The sequence below is a fragment of the Agromyces sp. GXQ0307 genome (assembly GCF_044769845.1).
Taxonomy (GTDB): Bacteria; Actinomycetota; Actinomycetes; order Actinomycetales; family Microbacteriaceae; genus Agromyces.
This window is the reverse complement of sequence record NZ_JBIZVY010000003.1, coordinates 289649-307709: the sequence shown is the minus strand read 5'-3', so window position 1 is coordinate 307709 and position 18061 is coordinate 289649. Positions and strand designations below refer to the sequence as shown.

The following is an 18061-nucleotide window of genomic DNA, read 5'->3' as shown; positions in this document are numbered from 1 at the left end:
GGGGATGGGGCTTCGGTGGTCACGGGGAGCCATCCTGACAGCGAGCGGATGCCGCGACAAGCGACTTGTGACAGTTCAGCTAGCGCAATTGGTTGAAGTGCTACCCTCGGTGCGTGCGCATCCGCATCGACCCCGCCGGCGAGGGCGCCATCTTCGAACGCCTCACCGACGCGCTCCGTGCCGCGATCGTCGACGGCCGCACCGGGTACGGCGAGCGGCTGCCGCCCGCCCGCTCGCTCGCCGACCAGCTCGGCGTCAACGTGAACACGGTGCTCCGCGCGTACCGACTGCTCCGCGACGAGGGGTTCATCGACCTCCACCCCGGCCGGGGCGCGACCGTCGCGAAGCGGCTCGGGCACCACACGGCGCTCGCCGGCGCCATCCACGACCTCGTCGACGAGGCCAGGCTGAACGGCGTCGACCGCGCCGCCCTCCTCGCGCTCGTCCGCGAGGCCTGGCGCTGACGCCCCCGGCCGCGTCGCGGTGGGCGCACGCCCCGCCCGGGCGCGCGGTACCATTGACGGCAACGACGTCGATCCGGCCATCACCGGGGAGTCTTCGGAAGAACGCGGAACGGATGCCCCGGCATCCGCCCCGTCACTAGAACCGAACGGGTCCAGCCCGTCACAGCTGACGAACGAGAGGTTCCGGCATCGCCGGGGCAAGCGGGGTGGTACCGCGGTGGGGCTCGACGAGCCAGCCGTCCTCGTGAACCGGCGAGATCCAGCAGGAGCGAGCGTTGTACCCCAAGGGCCAGGACCCCGAGCCGCAATCCGTCACGCCGTCGCCGTCCTTCCCGGCGATCGAGCAGGAGATGCTCGCGCACTGGAAGGCCGACGGCACCTTCCAGGCCTCCATCGACCAGCGCGACGGTGCCGAGGAATGGGTCTTCTACGACGGCCCGCCGTTCGCCAACGGCCTGCCCCACTACGGCCACCTCCTCACCGGGTACGCCAAGGACGTCTTCCCGCGCTTCCAGACCATGCGCGGCAAGCAGGTGCACCGACGCTTCGGCTGGGACACGCACGGCCTGCCCGCCGAGCTCGAGGCCGAGCGCCAGCTCGGCATCACCGACAAGGTGCAGATCGAGGAGATGGGCATCGCGGCGTTCAATCGCGCCGCGCGCGACGCCGTGCTCCGCTACACCGAGGAATGGCAGGACTACGTCACGCGCCAGGCGCGCTGGGTCGACTTCGAGAACGACTACAAGACGCTCGACGTGACCTTCATGGAATCCGTGCTCTGGGCCTTCAAGACGCTGCACGAGAAGGGCCTCGCCTACGAGGGCCACCGCGTGCTGCCCTACTGCTGGCGCGACCAGACGCCGCTGTCGAACCACGAGCTGCGCATGGACGACGACGTCTACAAGATGCGCCAGGACCAGACCGTCACGGTCACCTTCCCCCTCACGGGCCCGAAGGCCGAGGCGCTGGGCCTCACCGCCGTGCGCGCCCTGGCCTGGACCACGACCCCCTGGACGCTCCCGACGAACTTCGCGCTCGCCGTGGGACCCGAGATCACCTACGCGGTCGTCCCCGCCGGACCGAACGGCACCCCCGACGCCACGGTGCTCCGCGAGCAGTCGCCGGCCGAGGCATCCGACACCGAGGTGCTGGGTGCCGAGTACCTGCTCGCCCTCGACCTCGTCGGCAACTACGCCAAGGAGCTCGGCTACGACTCCGCCGAGGAGGCCCGCGCGGCCGTCTCCCGCACCATCCGCGGCGCCGAGCTCGAGGACGTCACCTACGACCGTCTCTTCGACTACTACGCCGACGTCGAGAAGTACGGCCTCGAGCGCGCGTGGCGCGTGCTCGTCGCCGACTACGTCACGACCGAGGACGGCACGGGCATCGTGCACCAGGCCCCCGCCTACGGCGAGGAGGACCAGAGGATCGGCGAGGCGCACGGCATCCCGGTCGTCATCTCGGTCGACGACTCCGGGCGCTTCCTCCCCGAGGTGACGGATGTCGCGGGGCTGCTCTGGTCCGACGCGAACAAGCCGCTCACGCAGCTGCTCAAGGCCGAGGGGCGCCTGCTCCGCCAGGCGAGCTACGAGCACTCGTACCCGCACTGCTGGCGCTGCCGGAATCCGCTCATCTACAAGGCGGTCTCGAGCTGGTTCGTGCGCGTGCCGGAGTTCCGCGACCGCATGTCCGAGCTCAACGAGGACATCACCTGGGTCCCGGAGAACGTCAAGTACGGCCAGTTCGGCAAGTGGGTCGGCAACGCGCGCGACTGGTCGATCAGCCGCAACCGGTACTTCGGCTCGCCGATCCCGGTGTGGAAGAGCGACGACCCCGAGTACCCGCGCGTCGACGTCTACGGCTCGCTCGAGGAGCTCGAGCGCGACTTCGGCCGCGTGCCGACGAACCCCGAGGGCGAGCCCGACCTGCACCGTCCGTACATCGACGAACTGACCCGGCCGAACCCCGACGACCCGACCGGGAAGTCGACCATGCGCCGCATCGACGACGTCTTCGACGTGTGGTTCGACTCGGGCTCGATGCCGTTCGCGCAGGTGCACTACCCGTTCGAGAACCAGGACTGGTTCGACACGCACAACCCGGCCGACTTCATCGTCGAGTACATCGGGCAGACGCGCGGCTGGTTCTACGTCATGCACGTGCTCGCGACGGCGCTCTTCGACCGCCCGGCGTTCAAGAACGTCGTGAGCCACGGCATCGTGCTCGGCAGCGACGGGCAGAAGATGTCGAAGTCGCTGCGGAACTACCCCGACGTCTCCGAGGTGTTCGAGCGCGACGGCTCCGACGCCATGCGCTGGTTCCTCATGTCGAGCCCGGTGCTGCGCGGCGGCAACCTCGTCGTGACCGAGGAAGGCATCCGCGAGGGCGTGCGCCAGCTCATGCTGCCGCTCTGGAGCACGTGGTACTTCTTCTCGCTCTACGCCAACACGGCCGAGGAGGGCGGCTACGAGGCATCGCGCCGGACCGACTCCACGGATGTGCTCGACCGCTACCTGCTCGCCAAGCTCCGCGACCTCGTCGACGCCGTGACCGCCGACTACGAGGACTTCGACACGACGCTCGCGTCGCAGAAGCTCCGCGACTTCGCCGACGTGCTCACGAACTGGTACGTGCGGCGTTCGCGCGACCGGTTCTGGCAGGGCGTGGCGGCCGACGGCTCGGGGGCCGAGGCGTTCGACACGCTGTACACGGTGCTCGAGACGCTCACGCGCCTCGCGGCGCCCATGCTGCCGCTCGTGACCGAGAAGGTGTGGCGGGGCCTCACGGGCGGGCGCAGCGTGCACCTCGCCGACTGGCCCGTCGCCGACGAGTTCCCCGCCGACCCCGAGCTCGTCGCGGCGATGGACGCCGTGCGCGAGGTCACCGGTGCGGTGCTCGCGCTCCGCAAGCAGGCGGGTCGCCGCGTGCGGCTGCCGCTCGCGTCGCTCACGGTCGTGACGACGGATGCCGCGAGCCTCGCGCCGTTCGAGTCGATCCTGCGGGACGAGCTCAACGTCAAGCGCGTCGACCTCGTCGAGCTCGACGACTCGAGCGCGGCGGCCTACGGCGTGACCAAGCGCCTCACCGTGAACGCCCGCGCCGCGGGCCCTCGCCTCGGCAAGCAGGTGCAGCAGGCCATCCAGGCCGCGCGCGGCGGCGACTGGTCGGTCGACGGCGACGCCGTCGTGGCCGGCGGCATCGCGCTCGAGCCCGGCGAGTACGACCTCGTCCTCGAGACGGGCGGCGGCGCCGAGGGCGGGAACGCGCTCGGCCTGCTCGCCGACGGCGGCTTCGCCATCCTCGACGTGCGGACGACGCCCGAGCTCGAGGCCGAGGGGCTCGCGCGCGACATCGTGCGCGCCGTGCAGGAGTCGCGCAAGGCCGCCGGCCTCGAGGTCGGCGACCGGATCCGGCTCGACCTCACGCTCGACGCCGCGGGCGCAGCCGCGGCCGAGGCGCACCGCGACCTCATCGGGCGCGAGACGCTCGCACCCGAGGTGCTCGTCACCGTCGGCGAGGTCGACGGCGAGGCCGCCCACAAGCTCGGCGACGGCTCGAAGCTGCTCGTCGCCGTCTCGAAGCTCGCGGAGGCCGCCCGATGAGCGAGGCGATCCCCGAGTCCACGCCCGAGGAGCGCGATGCGGCCGACGCCGTGTACGCCGACCTGCTCGCCCGCGTCGGCGAGTCGGCGCCCCAGCCGCGGCTCGACGCGACCCGCCGGGCCGTGGAACTCCTCGGCGACCCGCACCGCGCGGCACCTGTCATCCACCTCACGGGCACCAACGGCAAGACGTCGACGAGCCGGATGATCGAATCCATCCTGCGGGCGCAGGGGCTCCGGACGGGACTGCTGACGAGCCCGCACCTCGTGCGATTCACCGAGCGCATCCGCATCGACGGCGAGCCGATCGCCGACGAGGCCGTCGCCCGGATCTGGGAGGAGATCGCGCCCGTCGTCGCGATCGTCGACGACGAGCTGCGCGCCGCCGGCGAGGAGCCGCTGACGTTCTTCGAAGCGCTCACCGTCCTCGCGTTCGCGGCATTCGCGGACGCGCCGGTCGACGTCGTGGTGCTCGAGGTCGGCATGGGCGGCGAGTGGGACTCCACCAACGTCGCCGACGGCCAGGTCGCCGTGATCACGCCGATCGCGATCGACCACGAGCAGCGCCTCGGCCGGACCGTCGCGGAGATCGCCCGGACGAAGGCCGGGATCATCAAGCCCGGCGCCGAGGTCGTGACCGCGTTCCAGGACCCGGCGGCCCTCACCGTGCTGAGCGAGGTCGCCGAGCGGAACGAGGCGAGCCTCGCCGTCGAGGGCGGCGCGTTCGCCGTGCTCGACTCGCGCGTGGCCGTCGGTGGCCAGCTCGTGTCGGTCCGCGGGCTCGCGGGGGAGTACCGCGACCTCGCACTGCCGCTGCACGGCCGTCACCAGGCCGAGAACGTCGCCGTCGCGATCGCCGCGGTCGAGGCGTTCCTCGGCCGGGCGGTGCGGATCGCCGACGACGTGCTCGAGGTCGGGCTCGGCGCGGTGACCTCGCCCGGCCGGCTTCAGCTCGTCTCGACCGACCCGACGATGCTCATCGATGCCGCGCACAACCCGCACGGCGCCACGGCGCTCGTCGCCGCGCTCGGCGAGGTGTTCGACTTCGACGAGCTCGTGATCGTCCTCGGCGTGCTCGGGGACAAGGACGCGGCGGGGATCGTCCGCGCGCTCGAGCCGACCGGTGCCCACTTCATCGTCACCCGATCCGAGTCCGACCGTGCCGTGCCCGCCGATGAACTCGCGGCCGTCGTGGCATCGGTCGTCGGACCCGACCGCGTCGACGTCGCCGAACGACTCGACGACGCACTCGACGAGGCCCGCGACTGGGCCGGGCGCGCCGAGAAGCGCGCTGTCGTCGTCACCGGCTCGATCACGCTCGTGGGCGACGTCCTCGCGATCGCCGACGACCGCGGCTGGAGCGACCGATGACCGCCGCCGCTCCGAGCCCGGCTGACGAGCCGACGGGTGCAGACGAGCGGGCCGACGGCGTCGAGGGTGCGGATGCCGCTGCGGTCCGCCCGGCGCGCCGCGCTCGCTCGGTGCGCGAGAGCCTCGCCTCGATCGTCCTGACCTTCGAGATCGTCGTCGTCTTCCTCGCGGCGCTCGTGATCTGGGGCCTGTCCCGGGAGGACGGCGGCGCGTTCGGCCTGCCGACCTGGGTGCCGCTCGCGGCGGGCGGCGTCGTGATCCTCGGCCTCGTCGTCACCATCCCCCTGCTCCGCTACGAGTGGGCGTACGTGCTGGGCTGGGCCCTGCAGGTGCTCCTCATCCTCTCGGGGCTCCTCAACCCGGCGATGTTCGTCGTCGGCGCGCTGTTCGGCGGCATGTGGGCGTACTGCATGATCGTCGGCGCGCGCATCGATCGTGCCCGCGCGGCGGCCGCCGCCGCGGACGCCGAACCTGGAAAGGAAACCGCATGACCACCGCCATCGAAGAGACCCTCGTCCTCGTCAAGCCCGACGGCGTCGCGCGCAACCTCACCGGCGAGATCCTGCGCCGCATCGAGGCGAAGGGCTATTCCCTCGTCGACATCCGCATGGTGCAGGCCGACCGCGACCTGCTCGCCCGGCACTACGCCGAGCACGAGGGCAAGCCCTTCTACGAGCCGCTCATGGAGTTCATGGAGTCGGGCCCGGTCGTCGCGATGCGCGTCGCCGGCAACCGCGTGATCGAGGGCTTCCGCGTCCTCGCGGGCGCGACCGATCCGACCACCGCGCTGCCCGGAACGATCCGCGGCGACTTCGGACGAGACTGGGGACTGAAGGTCCAGCAGAACCTCGTGCACGGCTCCGACTCGGTCGAGTCGGCCGAGCGCGAGCTCTCGCTCTGGTTCGCCTGACTCACGTACGTCGCGAGGCCGGGGCATCCGATCAGCGGATGTCGCGGCCTCGTCGTCGTTCGGCTGCTCCGGTCGCTCCGGCCGGGAGGCCGGCGCTGATCAGAAGAGGTTCTGCAGGTCGATGATGACGCGCGGGATCGCGTTCATCTGGGCCTGCGCGAGGACGATCACGATGGCGTAGCAGCCCGCGGTGATCACCACGATCCATCCCATCGCGGATGCACCGAAGCGCCGGGGGCCGGGTGCGTCGCCGAAGACGCCCTCGCGGAGGTTGCGCAGCGTGACGACGAGGAAGGTCGGGATCGTGACCGCCCACGTGAGCATGCACCAGGGGCACAGCACGTCGAGCACGTAGATGCTCTGGTAGATCAGCCAGCCGACGAACACGACGGCCCCCGTGACGCCGACGTTCAGCCCGATCCAGAACCACCGGGCGAAGCTCGCGCCGGCGAGCAGGGCGATCGCGATCGTGACGACCACCGGCCAGGCCATGAGTCCGATGAACGGGTTCGGGAACCCGAAGAGGCTGCCCTGCCACGACGCGAGATTGGTGCTGCAGCCGACGAGCACGCCGACGTTGCAGTTCGGAATGTGGCTGGGATCGGCGAGCGTCAGCACCTTCTCGAGCGACAGCTCGAACGCGGCGAGGAGCCCCAGCGCCCCCGCGACGAGGAGGAAGACGGCAACGCCGATCGGTCGGGATCCGCGGGGGGAGTCGGGCATGCCCACGATTCTGGCACGGCGATTCACCGGGTCGCTGGGAGAGCGTGCGATAATCGAAGCAGTCGCCCGGGCCGCGCCCGGTGCGACGCCAACGAGGGCTTCGAGGATGCACCGCATCCCATCCGCGGAGGAACCGCGAGATTTGGCGTCACCGGCACCCGCCGGGCGCAGCAGTGAAGGATTGGCGGACCGGCGTGACACACGCCGGACCGCTCTGAGGAGTACGGGAACGATGGCGCGGCCGTCGAACCCGGTGTAGGAGTGCACCAGAGATGGTGGAAGACAACGCAACACCGCCGAGCGAACCCGGGGGCGACGAACCCCGCCGTCGGGGCGGACTCTTCGGGGGTCGCCGCAGCGGACGTCGTGCGCAGGTCGTGCCGCGATCCGCGTCCGACGCCCCGGTTCGCGATGAGACCGAGCCGACGACGACCGACGCGAGCGCGAGCGCACCGGCGGAGGAGACCGTCGTCGAACCCCCCGCCGCTGAGGCGCAGGACGCCGACGCCGAGCAGGAGACCCCGACGGAGGGTGCCGAGGCCACCGCGGACCGACCCGACGAGTCATCCGATGCGGAGGAGACAACCGGAACCGTCTCGCCCGAGGCCGAGTCGCCGATCCCCTCGGCGCTCTCGACCACCTCCCTCATCTTCCACGCCCCGCCCGTGTTCGCCCCGCCGCCCGGCGCCGGGCCCGAGCGCGGCGACGACCGCGACGGCGCGCACGAGTCCGACCGCGAGGCGTCGAGCGTGCGTCGCCGTTCGCGCCGCCGCAGCGGCGAGGAGTCGCGGTCCAACGACGACGATCCCGCGAACACGGTCGTCAAGGTGCGCAAGCCGCGCGAGCCCGAGCTCATCACCGAGCCGCAGAAGGTCAAGGGCTCGACCCGCCTGGAGGCGAAGAAGCAGCGTCGACGCGACGGTCGCGACGCCGGTCGCCGCCGCGCCGTGATCACCGAGGCCGAGTTCCTCGCGCGCCGCGAGTCGGTCGACCGTCGGATGGTCGTCCGCCAGAAGGGCGGCCGCATCCAGATCGGCGTGCTCGAAGACGACGTGCTCGTCGAGCACTACGTCGCGCGCAACCAGGACGCGTCGCTCATCGGCAACGTCTACCTCGGGCGCGTGCAGAACGTGCTGCCCTCGATGGAGGCCGCGTTCGTCGACATCGGCCGCGGCCGCAACGCCGTGCTCTACTCTGGCGAGGTCGACTGGGACGCCGCCGCCGAGAACGGCGAGAAGAACCAGCCCCGCCGCATCGAGCTCGCGCTGAAGCCGGGCGATCGCGTGCTCGTGCAGGTGACGAAAGACCCGGTCGGGCACAAGGGCGCCCGACTCACGAGCCAGATCTCGCTCCCCGGCCGCTACCTCGTGTACGTGCCGAACGGCTCGATGAACGGCATCAGCCGCAAGCTGCCCGACACCGAGCGCGCGCGCCTGAAGAAGATCCTGAAGGAGGTGCTCCCCGAGAACCAGGGCGTCATCGTCCGCACGGCCGCGGAGGGCGCCACCGAGGAGCAGCTCACGCGCGACGTGAACCGCCTGATCGCCCAGTGGGCCGACATCTCGCAGACCATCGAGAAGGTCCAGGCGCCTGCGCTCCTGCACTCCGAACCCGACCTGCTCATCAAGATCGTGCGCGACGTCTTCAACGAGGACTTCCAGAAGATGATCATCTCGGGCGACGAGGCGCGCCGGACGATCGAGAAGTACCTCGGCCAGGTCGCACCCGATCTGCTCGAGCGCGTCGAGGCATACGAAGGCGAGCGCGACGCGTTCGACGAGTTCCGCATCACCGAGCAGATCGAGAAGGCGCTCGAGCGCAAGGTGTGGTTGCCCTCGGGCGGTTCGCTGATCATCGACCGCACCGAGGCGATGACCGTCGTCGACGTCAACACGGGCAAGTTCGTCGGCTCCGGCGGCAACCTCGAGGAGACGGTGACCAAGAACAACCTCGAGGCCGCGGAGGAGATCGTCCGTCAGCTGCGCCTGCGCGACATCGGCGGCATCATCGTCGTCGACTTCATCGACATGGTGCTCGAGTCCAACCGCGACCTCGTGCTGCGCCGTCTCGTCGAGTGCCTCTCGCGCGACCGCACAAAGCACCAGGTCGCCGAGGTCACCTCGCTCGGCCTCGTGCAGATGACCCGCAAGAAGCTCGGCCTCGGGCTGCTCGAGACCTTCAGCGAGCCGTGCGAGGTCTGCGCCGGTCGCGGCATCATCGTGCACCACGAGCCGGTCGCGAAGCACCGCGCGCCGCAGCAGCAGGTCGAGCGACGGCGAAACCGCGGCGGCGGCAACGGCGGCAACGGCGGCGGCCAGCAGCAGCCGGCCGTCGACAAGGCGCATCAGGGCACGCACGCGATCACGGAGGACGTGAAGAACGCCCTCGCGCAGATCGCGGCATCGACGGTCGCCCATCAGGAGCAGCGCCCGCTCGCAGCGACCGCGGCGGCGGCCCAGGCCGAGGCGCCCGCGTCCGGCGGAACCCCCGCCGAGAGCCCGTCGGCCGCTGTCGCTCCCGAGGCCGACACGACGGATGCCGCGTCCGACGGCACCGGCCAGCGGAGCGAGCGTCGGCGCGGCCGGCGTCGTGCGCGCGGGTCGGGATCGCCGCAGCACGGCGAGCGCACGCCGTCGGGCGACCGCGAGGATCGCGTAGCCGAGCCCTCCGCGGACCGACCGGCCGACGAGTCGGCGCCGAAGTCGGAGCAGGCTGAGACGCGCCCGGCGACGCTGATCGACCTGCCCGAGGCACCCGCCCGACGCGAGCGGCCCGCGCGCGTCGCCGAGGCCGAGAACCTGCTCGACTCCGTGCTCGACGCGCTTCCCGCGCCGAAGGCCGCGGGGGAGGGTCGGTCGCGATCGCGCAGCCGCCGCGTGTCCACGGCCGCGCTGAGCCCGGCGGGCGCTCCGCCGGTCATCAGGCGGCCCGACGGCTCGACGGCGGACTCAGCGTCCGAGTGAGGCGCGCCGCTCGCGCGGCGTGACCCGCAGGCCGCTGGCCGCCAGCCGGCGGACGAGGTCGCGTGCGGGGACGGGCTGCGCCCCGGCGGCGACCAGCTCGTCGTAGCGTTCGGCGGGGACGTCGTAGTGGTCGAGGTCGAAGCCGCGGCGCGGGATGCCGTTCAGGTCGGCGAAGGCGACGAGCTCCTCGATCGACGTGTCGCTGACCAGGTGCGACCAGACGGTGCCGTGCTTCGGCCAGAGCGGCGGGTCGATGAGCACGGACATGCGCCGAGTGTACGCCGGGCTCGCGGCATCCGTTCGGGACTCGACGAGGGGAACCGGGACCCGCCGCCGACACGCGGGGGAAGCCCGTTTGACCGCCCTGCGGGCATCCGGTAAACTCGACCGTTGGTGCCGCCGCTTATCCCGGCCGGCACGCACAGTTTTCTGGCAGTGACGACCCTCCTTCCCGCTGGGGTCATCCGCGCAGTGACATCCCATCAAATTTGTAGGAGTCGCAAGGCTCCCTGGAGATAGGTACGAGAAGTGGTTTACGCAGTAGTGCGCGCCGGTGGCCGGCAGGAGAAGGTCGAGGTCGGCACCATCGTGACGATGGACCGGATCGCGGCCGACAAGGACGGCAACGTCCAGCTCACGCCCGTCCTCCTCGTGGACGGCGACAAGATCACCTCCGACGCGAAGTCGCTCGCCAAGGTCACGGTCACGGCCGAGGTCCTGAACGACCTGCGCGGTCCGAAGATCGTGATCCAGAAGTTCAAGAACAAGACCGGCTACAAGAAGCGCCAGGGCCACCGTCAGGAGCTCACGCGCGTCAAGATCACCGGCATCAAGTAACGGTCAGAGGAGACAGGGACAATGGCACACAAGAAGGGTGCGAGCTCCACTCGCAACGGTCGTGACTCGAACGCCAAGCGCCTCGGCGTGAAGCGCTTCGGCGGCCAGGTCGTCTCGGCCGGCGAGATCCTCGTCCGCCAGCGCGGCACGCACTTCCACCCCGGTGCGGGTGTGGGTCGCGGTGGCGACGACACGCTGTTCGCCCTCGAGGCGGGCGCCGTCGAGTTCGGCAACAAGGGCGGCCGCAAGGTCGTGAACATCGTCTCGGTCGACGCGTAAGCAGCGACCGGTCTTCGTGAGGGCGAGCTTCGGCTCGCCCTCACGTGTTTCCCGAGAAGGAGTGATGCGGCGATGGTGAGCTTCGTCGACCAGGTGCGCCTGTTCCTGCGCGCCGGCCACGGCGGCAACGGCTGCGTGTCGGTGCGCCGCGAGAAGTTCAAGCCGCTCGCCGGCCCCGACGGGGGCAACGGCGGCGACGGCGGCGACATCGTGCTCGTCGCCGACCCGCAGGTCACCACCCTCCTCGCGTACCACGGGCGTCCGCACCGCTCGTCCGAGAACGGACAGCCCGGCGCCGGGGACAACCGTTCGGGCGCGGCGGGGGAGATCCTCGAGCTCCCCGTGCCGGTCGGCACGGTCGTGAAGGACCAGGACGGCACCGAGCTCGTCGACTTCACCGAGCCGGGCATGCGCTTCGTCGTCGCGCCCGGCGGCCAGGGCGGCCTCGGCAACGCGGCCCTCGCCTCCCCGAAGCGCAAGGCGCCCGGCTTCGCACTGCTCGGCACGCCCGGGTACGAGGGCGAGGTCACGCTCGAGCTGAAGACCATCGCGGATGTCGCGCTCGTCGGCTTCCCGTCGGCGGGCAAGTCGAGCCTCATCGCCGCGCTCTCCGCGGCGCGGCCGAAGATCGCCGACTACCCGTTCACCACGCTGCACCCGAACCTCGGCGTCGTGCAGGCCGGCGACCACCGGTTCACCGTCGCCGACGTGCCCGGCCTCATCGAGGGCGCGAGCGAGGGCAAGGGCCTCGGCCTCGAGTTCCTCCGCCACGTCGAGCGCTGCTCGGCACTCCTGCACGTGCTCGACTGCGCGACGCTCGAGCCCGGCCGCGACCCGGTCACCGATCTCGAGGTCATCCTCCGCGAGCTCGAGGCGTACGAGGTGCCCGAGGGGCAGGTGCCGCTCCTCGAGCGCCCGCAGCTCGTCGCCCTGAACAAGATCGACGTGCCCGAGGCACGCGAGCTCGCCGAGTTCGTCCGGCCCGAGCTCGAGTCGCGCGGCTACCGCGTGTTCGAGATCTCCACCGTCAGCCACGAGGGCCTCCGACAGCTTGGCTTCGCGCTCGGCGAGGTCGTCGACCGCGCCCGAGCCGACGCCGCCCAGGAGACCGAGGCGCCCCGCATCGTGCTCCGACCCAAGGCCGTGCGCGAGGTCGAGTTCGTCGTGAAGCCCGAGGGCGGCAGCTACGGCACGATCTACCGGGTGCTCGGCACGAAGCCCGAGCGCTGGGTCGCGCAGACCGACTTCCAGAACGACGAGGCCGTCGGCTACCTCGCCGACCGGCTCGCCCGCCTCGGCGTCGAGGACGAACTGGTCCGTGCCGGCGCCGTCGCCGGATCGACCGTGGTCATCGGCCCCGGAGCCGGGGTCGTGTTCGACTGGGAGCCGACGCTCACCTCGACGGCCGAGCTCATCTCGTCGCCGCGCGGGACGGACGAGCGCCTCGATGAGAACCGTCGCGCCACGCGCGCCGAGCGTCGCGCCGGGTACCACGACCGCATGGACGCGAAGGCCGAGGCCCGCGCCGAGCTCGAGCGCGAGCGCGAGGCGGGCATCTGGGGCGATGGCGACGACACCTCCGACGTCGACGACGAGGGACGGGGATGACCGGCCTGAGCCGCGACGCGATCACCACGGCGCGTCGCATCGTCGTGAAGGTCGGCTCCTCCTCGATCTCCGGCGAGAACGTCGGACAGATCACGCCTCTCGTCGACGCCCTCGCGGCCGCACACGCGCGCGGTGCCGAGGTGATGCTCGTCTCGTCGGGCGCGATCGCGACCGGGATGCCGTACCTGCAGCTCGACGCACGACCCGACGACCTCGCGACCCAGCAGGCCGCGGCATCCGTCGGACAGAACATCCTCATCTACCGGTACCAGGAGTCGCTCCGGCGGTACCGGATCGTGGCCGGCCAGGTGCTGCTCACGGCCGGCGACCTCGAGAACTCGACCCACCGCCTCAACGCGCAGCGCGCGATGGAACGACTGCTCGGCCTCCGCATCCTGCCGATCGTGAACGAGAACGACACGGTCGCCACGCACGAGATCCGCTTCGGCGACAACGACCGTCTCGCCGCGATGGTCGCCGAACTCACCGGCGCCGACCTGCTCGTCCTCCTCTCCGACGTCGACGCGCTCTACACGCGGCCGCCGCACCTGCCGGGCGCCGAGCGCATCGTGCACGTGCCGTTCGGCGACGAGCTCGAGGGCGTCGAGATCGGGTCGATCGGCCGCGCCGGCGTCGGCACCGGCGGCGCGGAGACGAAGGTCTCGGCCGCGCGGATCGCCGCGGCATCCGGCACCGGGGTGCTCGTGACGGCGACCTCGCTCGTCGACGAGGCGCTCGCGGGCGAGCCGGTGGGGACCTGGTTCGAGCCCGCCGCACGCTGACGTCACACGCGGCATCCGGCCCGCGAGGCGGAACTAGGCTGGATGCATGACCGACGTCGCCACCGCTCCCGCCGACCTCGCCGAGGTGCTCGACGCGCGCCTCGCCGCCGCGAAGGAGGCGTCGCGCCGGCTCGCGCGTGCGACGACCGCCGAGAAGGATGCCGCGCTCGCGGCGATCGCGGAGCGGCTGCGGGCACGGGTCGACGACATCGTCGCGGCGAACCGCGAGGACCTCGAACGGGGGCGCGAGTCGGGCCTCGGCAGCGGGCTGCTCGACCGGTTGACGCTCGACGAACGCCGCATCGGCGCGATCGCCGACGCGGTGCTCGACGTGATCGCGCTCGGCGACCCGGTCGGCGAGACCGTGAACGGTCGCACGCTCCCCAACGGCGTGCGCATCGAGCAGGTGCGCGTGCCGCTCGGCGTCGTCGGGGCGATCTACGAGGCGCGCCCCAATGTCACCGTCGACATCGCGGCGCTGGCGCTGAAGAGCGGCAACGCCGTCGCCCTCCGCGGCGGCTCGGCGGCCGAGCGGACGAACGCGGTGCTCGTCGAGGTGCTCCGCGAGGCGATCGAGGCGGCCGGGCTTCCGGGCGACCTCGTGCAGACCGTCGACGACTTCGGCCGCGAGGGGGCTCGCCACCTGATGCGCGCCCGCGACCACGTCGACGTGCTGATCCCGCGGGGGAGCGCCGCCCTCATCCGCGCCGTCGTCGACGAGGCCACCGTGCCGGTCATCGAGACCGGAGCCGGCGTCGTGCACATGTTCCTCGACGCGAGCGCGCGCGAGGACTGGTCGGTCGACCTCGTGCACAACGCCAAGGTGCAGCGACCCAGCGTCTGCAACGCGCTCGAGACACTGCTCGTGCATGCCGATGCCGCCGAGCGGCTGCTGCCGCCCGTGCTCGCCCGGCTCGAGGCATCCGGCGTCACGGTGCACGGAGACGAGCGCGTGCGCGCGCTGCACCCGGGCGCGCTGCCGACGACCGACGAGGACTGGGCCACCGAGCACATGAGCCTCGACCTCAACGTCGGCGTGGTCGACTCGCTCGACGACGCGCTCGCGCACATCCGGCGGTTCTCGACGAAGCACACCGAATCGATCGTCACGAACGACCTGGGCAACGCCGAGCGGTTCCTCGACGAGGTGGATGCCGCGGCGGTCATGGTCAATGCCTCCACCCGGTTCACGGACGGCGCGGAGTTCGGCTTCGGCGCCGAGGTCGGGATCTCGACCCAGAAGTTGCACGCGCGTGGCCCGATGGGGCTGCCCGAGCTCACGAGCACGAAGTGGATCGTGCGGGGCGCCGGTCACGTGCGCGCCTGAGCCGATTCCGGACCCCCGCCCCCGCTAGACTGTCCTGAGCGTCACCCGAAACACCTGGAGGAACGGCTGATGAGCCTGGCGACCGCACTGCAGACGAGCATGGTCATGACCGAGACCGAGTTCGCGAGGGAACTCCCGTTCGACCCGATCTGGTACGGCGTGATCGTCTTCGCGATCTTCGTGACGCTCGGCTTCGTCGTCTACTCCTACCGCGATGTGGCCAACCGCCACCGCTCGAAGGCCGAGGCGTACGCCGCCCGCCACGCGGGAGGCGAGCACGGCGGTCACTGATCGCATCGGTCCGGCCGTGACCTCGACCTCGACCGCGCGGCGCCCGCGCCTCGGCGTGATGGGCGGCACGTTCGACCCGATTCACCACGGGCACCTCGTGGCGGCCAGCGAGGTCGCGCAGGAGTTCGGGCTCGACGAGGTCGTGTTCGTCCCGACCGGTCGGCCGTACTACAAGGAGGTCGTGACCCCGGCGGAGCACCGGTATCTGATGACCGTGATCGCGACGGCCTCGAATCCGCGTTTCACCGTCAGCCGGGTGGACATCGATCGCGAGAAGCCGACGTACACGATCGACACGCTGCGCGACATCCGCCGGGAGCGACCCGACGCCGACCTCTTCTTCATCTCGGGCGCCGATGCGATCGCGCAGATCCTGTCCTGGAAGGATGTGGCGGAGCTCTGGAGCCTCGCCCATTTCGTGGCTGTGAGTCGTCCGGGACATGTCCTGTCCGTTTCGGGTCTGCCCGAGCAGGACGTAAGCTTGCTGGAAGTCCCGGCGTTGGCGATCTCGTCGACCGATTGCCGGGATCGAGTGCACCGGGGATCACCGGTGTGGTACCTGGTGCCTGACGGGGTCGTCCAGTACATCTCCAAGCACCACCTCTACCGGAGTGTCGAATGACGTCGTCGCAGGAACCGCCGCTCACGCGCCGCGAGATGCGCGAGCGCGAGCGCATGCTCGAGCAGCAGCGTGCTGCGTCGTCGGCACCCGAGGGCGCCGCACCGGCTCCCGCGCAGTCCCCGACGCCCGCTGGGCAGCCGTACTCGCAGCAGTCGGCACGGCCGGCCCACCCGAACGGCGCCGACCCGCGGGTCGCGCAACCCGCCCGCACCGCTCCCGGTGGCCCGCCGAGTTCGACGCAGCGTCCGGCCGACCCGCGCCAGGCCCCGCCGACGCAGCGACCGCCGCAGGGATGGAACGACCCGCGCAGGCAGCCGCCCGCACCCGGTGCACCGGCTCAGGGGCCGCAGCGGGCCGCGCAGCCACCGCGGTCCGCGACTCCGTCGGGCCCGATGCCCGTGCCGGTCGACCACCGGCCGTACCCCGGCCAGGGGCAGGTTCCGCCCGGCGCAGCCGCGCCGCGTCCTCCTCAGGGACCTCCGCGAAGCGCACCCGCGCCGCAGACGACGCCCGAGCGAACGCTCACCCGTCGTGAGTTGCGCGCGATGCTCGAGTCGCACTCCGGCGACGGTTTCGACGACATCGACGAGGTCGAGCCCGAGGTCGTCGCACCGCAGCGGCCGGTGCCCGCCGGTGGGGCTCTGCAGCGTCAGGCACGCGGACCCGTCGCGGGACGACCGCAGGACGAGTTTCAGCCGCCGCGGCACCCCCATCAGCCGGCTCCGTCTCGGGCCGCCGCGCCGCACACGACCGTCGATGCCGGTCTCGACGAGCCCGTGGCCGCGCCGAAGCCCGTCGGCCACTGGACCTCGCAGCTGAACCTCCCGGACGACCACTCCGAGCCGTACGACCAGTTGCTCTCACGCGGCGGCTCGCCGCGCGGGGTCCCGACCACGACGAACGCGCTGATCCTGCCGTCGCTGCCCGACGAGGGGCCCCTCGGCCAGCAGCTCGCGCCGAGCGGCGAGATCATCGTGACCGGGTCGATCGACCTGCCCCGCAGCTACGGTGCGACCGGCGTGCACCCGAGCCAGATCGACTCGAGCGACGTCGACCGGCTGTTCGACTCGGTCGAAGACCTGGCGGGCCCGGGCGTCGCGCCGGTGGCGGCGACCCGCGCGATCAGCACGCAGCAGCCGAGCAAGGCGATGATGGCCCCGCCGAGCAAGGAGGGCATGAACGTGCCGCTCGTGCTCGCCGTCACCGCGGGCGTGCTGGCGCTCGGCGTCGTCGCGACCCTCGTCGTCGGTGCGATGGCGGGGCTCTTCTGATCGGGCACATGATGGGGGCGGGCAGCGCGTCGGCTCCCGGGAAGTCGAGGACATGACCGCAACCGACCACGCACACCGACTGCTCGCCATCGCCGCGCGGGCGGCGGACGCGAAGGGCGGTGAGGATCTCGTCGCACTCGACGTCTCCGAACCACTGCCGTTCGCGGACGTCTTCCTTCTCGTCACCGGCTCCGCCGAGCGCAACGTCGTCGCGATCGCCGATGCGATCGTCGAGGCGCTTCGCGAGGAGGGGCAGGATGTCGCGCGCCGCGAGGGCCGTGACGGCGGGCGCTGGGCGCTGCTCGACTTCGGCGATCTCGTCGTGCACGTCTTCCACCGCGAGGAGCGCATGTACTACGGCCTGGAGCGACTCTGGCGCGATTGCCCGGCCATTCCCGTGGCGCCGCTCATCGAACGCGACGGGGCAACCGGCTCGGGAACCACGTCGTTCAGCTGAGGCCGGCTCGATTTCACTTCCTTCGGGAGGCTGGTGTAGTCTGAATCCGTTGCCCCGCGAGGGCAGCAAAACCGAGAACGGGTCTGTGGCGCAGCTGGTAGCGCACCTGCATGGCATGCAGGGGGTCAGGGGTTCGAGTCCCCTCAGATCCACCAATCGAAGAGAAACCCCCGGGCAGATCGCTCGGGGGTTTCGTCGTCTGAGGGGCGGATGCCGCGGCGAAGCGGACCGCTCCGAAGCGCCGGTTCCGGCCTCGCCTGCACGCGCCGACCGGACGCCTTCAGGCGGCGTGCGTCGCGTGCGAACGGCGCGCACGGACGATGGACTCGGGTGCGGCGGTGAAGCGGCCCGGTCGCGCGTCTTCGGTCAGGTACTGCACGCGGATGCCACGCCCGACCCGTGCGACCTTGGTGATCTCGTACGAGCCGCCGGTGGCGCTGACGAGGATGTCGCCCACGGCGAGCTCCCTGGCCTGCATCAGTTCGACGATTCCCATGTCGAGAGGTTCTCATCACCCGCCGACATTCGGGCGTGCCACGATGCGGCGCGCTTGCT

General features: G+C 71.4%; 18 protein-coding genes and 1 tRNA gene. 16 read left to right on the top strand and 3 right to left on the bottom strand.

Annotation, left to right across the window (positions count from 1 at the left end; all coding sequences use genetic code 11):
- The first annotated feature begins 113 nt into the window (after nt 1-113).
- The 5 genes from ACIQH8_RS11500 (at nt 114) to ndk (ending at nt 6346) form a co-directional block, all read left to right on the top strand.
- Nucleotides 114-464 carry a GntR family transcriptional regulator gene (locus ACIQH8_RS11500; protein ID WP_400998630.1) on the top strand — a complete coding sequence of 117 codons (351 nt, stop codon included), beginning with the start codon at nt 114-116 and terminating at the stop codon, nt 462-464.
- A gap of 275 nt (nt 465-739) precedes the next feature.
- A complete protein-coding gene (gene ileS / locus ACIQH8_RS11495; protein ID WP_400998628.1) occupies nt 740-4066 on the top strand; it encodes an isoleucine--tRNA ligase in 3327 nt (1108 codons plus the stop codon).
- Nucleotides 4063-5436 (top strand): bifunctional folylpolyglutamate synthase/dihydrofolate synthase, encoded by a 1374-nt coding sequence (locus ACIQH8_RS11490; RefSeq protein ID WP_400998626.1) that lies wholly within the window; start codon nt 4063-4065, stop codon nt 5434-5436. The genes ileS and ACIQH8_RS11490 overlap by 4 nt, the downstream gene beginning before the upstream one ends.
- Nucleotides 5433-5927 carry a DUF4233 domain-containing protein gene (locus ACIQH8_RS11485; protein WP_400998623.1) on the top strand — a complete coding sequence of 165 codons (495 nt, stop codon included), beginning with the start codon at nt 5433-5435 and terminating at the stop codon, nt 5925-5927. Before ACIQH8_RS11490 ends, ACIQH8_RS11485 begins: the two co-directional genes overlap by 4 nt.
- Nucleotides 5924-6346, top strand: coding sequence for a nucleoside-diphosphate kinase (gene ndk / locus ACIQH8_RS11480; protein ID WP_129235399.1), 423 nt, complete (start codon nt 5924-5926; stop codon nt 6344-6346). Before ACIQH8_RS11485 ends, ndk begins: the two co-directional genes overlap by 4 nt.
- Before the next feature lie 99 nt (nt 6347-6445).
- Here the strand turns inward: ndk and ACIQH8_RS11475 are convergent, their stop codons facing one another.
- Entirely contained in the window at nt 6446-7069 is a 624-nt protein-coding gene (locus ACIQH8_RS11475) for a vitamin K epoxide reductase family protein (protein WP_400998620.1), read from the bottom strand.
- A gap of 272 nt (nt 7070-7341) precedes the next feature.
- On the opposite strand from ACIQH8_RS11475, the gene ACIQH8_RS11470 reads away from it, so the two are divergent.
- Nucleotides 7342-10032 carry an Rne/Rng family ribonuclease gene (locus ACIQH8_RS11470; protein WP_400998617.1) on the top strand — a complete coding sequence of 897 codons (2691 nt, stop codon included), beginning with the start codon at nt 7342-7344 and terminating at the stop codon, nt 10030-10032.
- On the opposite strand, the gene ACIQH8_RS11465 is transcribed toward ACIQH8_RS11470, so the two are convergent.
- Entirely contained in the window at nt 10018-10299 is a 282-nt protein-coding gene (locus ACIQH8_RS11465) for a DUF4031 domain-containing protein (protein WP_400998615.1), read from the bottom strand. The genes ACIQH8_RS11470 and ACIQH8_RS11465 overlap by 15 nt on opposite strands.
- Nucleotides 10300-10560: 261 nt before the next feature.
- Here ACIQH8_RS11465 and rplU point away from each other — a divergent pair, with 261 nt between their 5' ends.
- The 10 genes from rplU (at nt 10561) to ACIQH8_RS11415 (ending at nt 17661) form a co-directional block, all read left to right on the top strand.
- Complete coding sequence (gene rplU, locus ACIQH8_RS11460) at nt 10561-10869, top strand: 50S ribosomal protein L21 (protein ID WP_166548834.1); 309 nt, start codon at nt 10561-10563, stop codon at nt 10867-10869.
- Between the two features lie 21 nt (nt 10870-10890).
- A complete protein-coding gene (gene rpmA, locus ACIQH8_RS11455; protein ID WP_067948501.1) occupies nt 10891-11148 on the top strand; it encodes a 50S ribosomal protein L27 in 258 nt (85 codons plus the stop codon).
- Between the two features lie 72 nt (nt 11149-11220).
- Nucleotides 11221-12756 carry a GTPase ObgE gene (gene obgE / locus ACIQH8_RS11450; protein ID WP_400998611.1) on the top strand — a complete coding sequence of 512 codons (1536 nt, stop codon included), beginning with the start codon at nt 11221-11223 and terminating at the stop codon, nt 12754-12756.
- Nucleotides 12753-13538, top strand: coding sequence for a glutamate 5-kinase (proB, locus tag ACIQH8_RS11445; protein ID WP_400998608.1), 786 nt, complete (start codon nt 12753-12755; stop codon nt 13536-13538). The genes obgE and proB overlap by 4 nt, the downstream gene beginning before the upstream one ends.
- A gap of 46 nt (nt 13539-13584) precedes the next feature.
- Nucleotides 13585-14865: a glutamate-5-semialdehyde dehydrogenase gene (locus tag ACIQH8_RS11440; protein ID WP_400998605.1), complete on the top strand. Its 1281-nt coding sequence runs from the start codon at nt 13585-13587 to the stop codon at nt 14863-14865.
- Nucleotides 14866-14934: 69 nt separating this feature from the next.
- Nucleotides 14935-15156, top strand: a complete 222-nt coding sequence (locus tag ACIQH8_RS11435; RefSeq protein ID WP_400998603.1) for a hypothetical protein — start codon at nt 14935-14937, stop codon at nt 15154-15156.
- Nucleotides 15080-15778: a nicotinate-nucleotide adenylyltransferase gene (gene nadD / locus ACIQH8_RS11430; protein ID WP_400998601.1), complete on the top strand. Its 699-nt coding sequence runs from the start codon at nt 15080-15082 to the stop codon at nt 15776-15778. The genes ACIQH8_RS11435 and nadD overlap by 77 nt, the downstream gene beginning before the upstream one ends.
- Nucleotides 15779-16323: 545 nt before the next feature.
- The gene (locus ACIQH8_RS11425) at nt 16324-17049 is read left to right on the top strand and encodes a hypothetical protein (protein WP_400998599.1); all 726 of its coding nucleotides are present in this window, start codon (nt 16324-16326) and stop codon (nt 17047-17049) included.
- 52 nt (nt 17050-17101) lie between these two features.
- A complete protein-coding gene (gene rsfS / locus ACIQH8_RS11420) occupies nt 17102-17506 on the top strand; it encodes a ribosome silencing factor (RefSeq protein ID WP_400998597.1) in 405 nt (134 codons plus the stop codon).
- 79 nt (nt 17507-17585) lie between these two features.
- Nucleotides 17586-17661: transfer RNA gene (locus ACIQH8_RS11415), tRNA-Ala, on the top strand.
- A 125-nt stretch (nt 17662-17786) separates the two neighbouring features.
- On the opposite strand, the gene ACIQH8_RS11410 is transcribed toward ACIQH8_RS11415, so the two are convergent.
- A complete protein-coding gene (locus tag ACIQH8_RS11410) occupies nt 17787-18002 on the bottom strand; it encodes a hypothetical protein (protein ID WP_400998594.1) in 216 nt (71 codons plus the stop codon).
- Between the last annotated feature and the right edge of the window lie 59 nt (nt 18003-18061).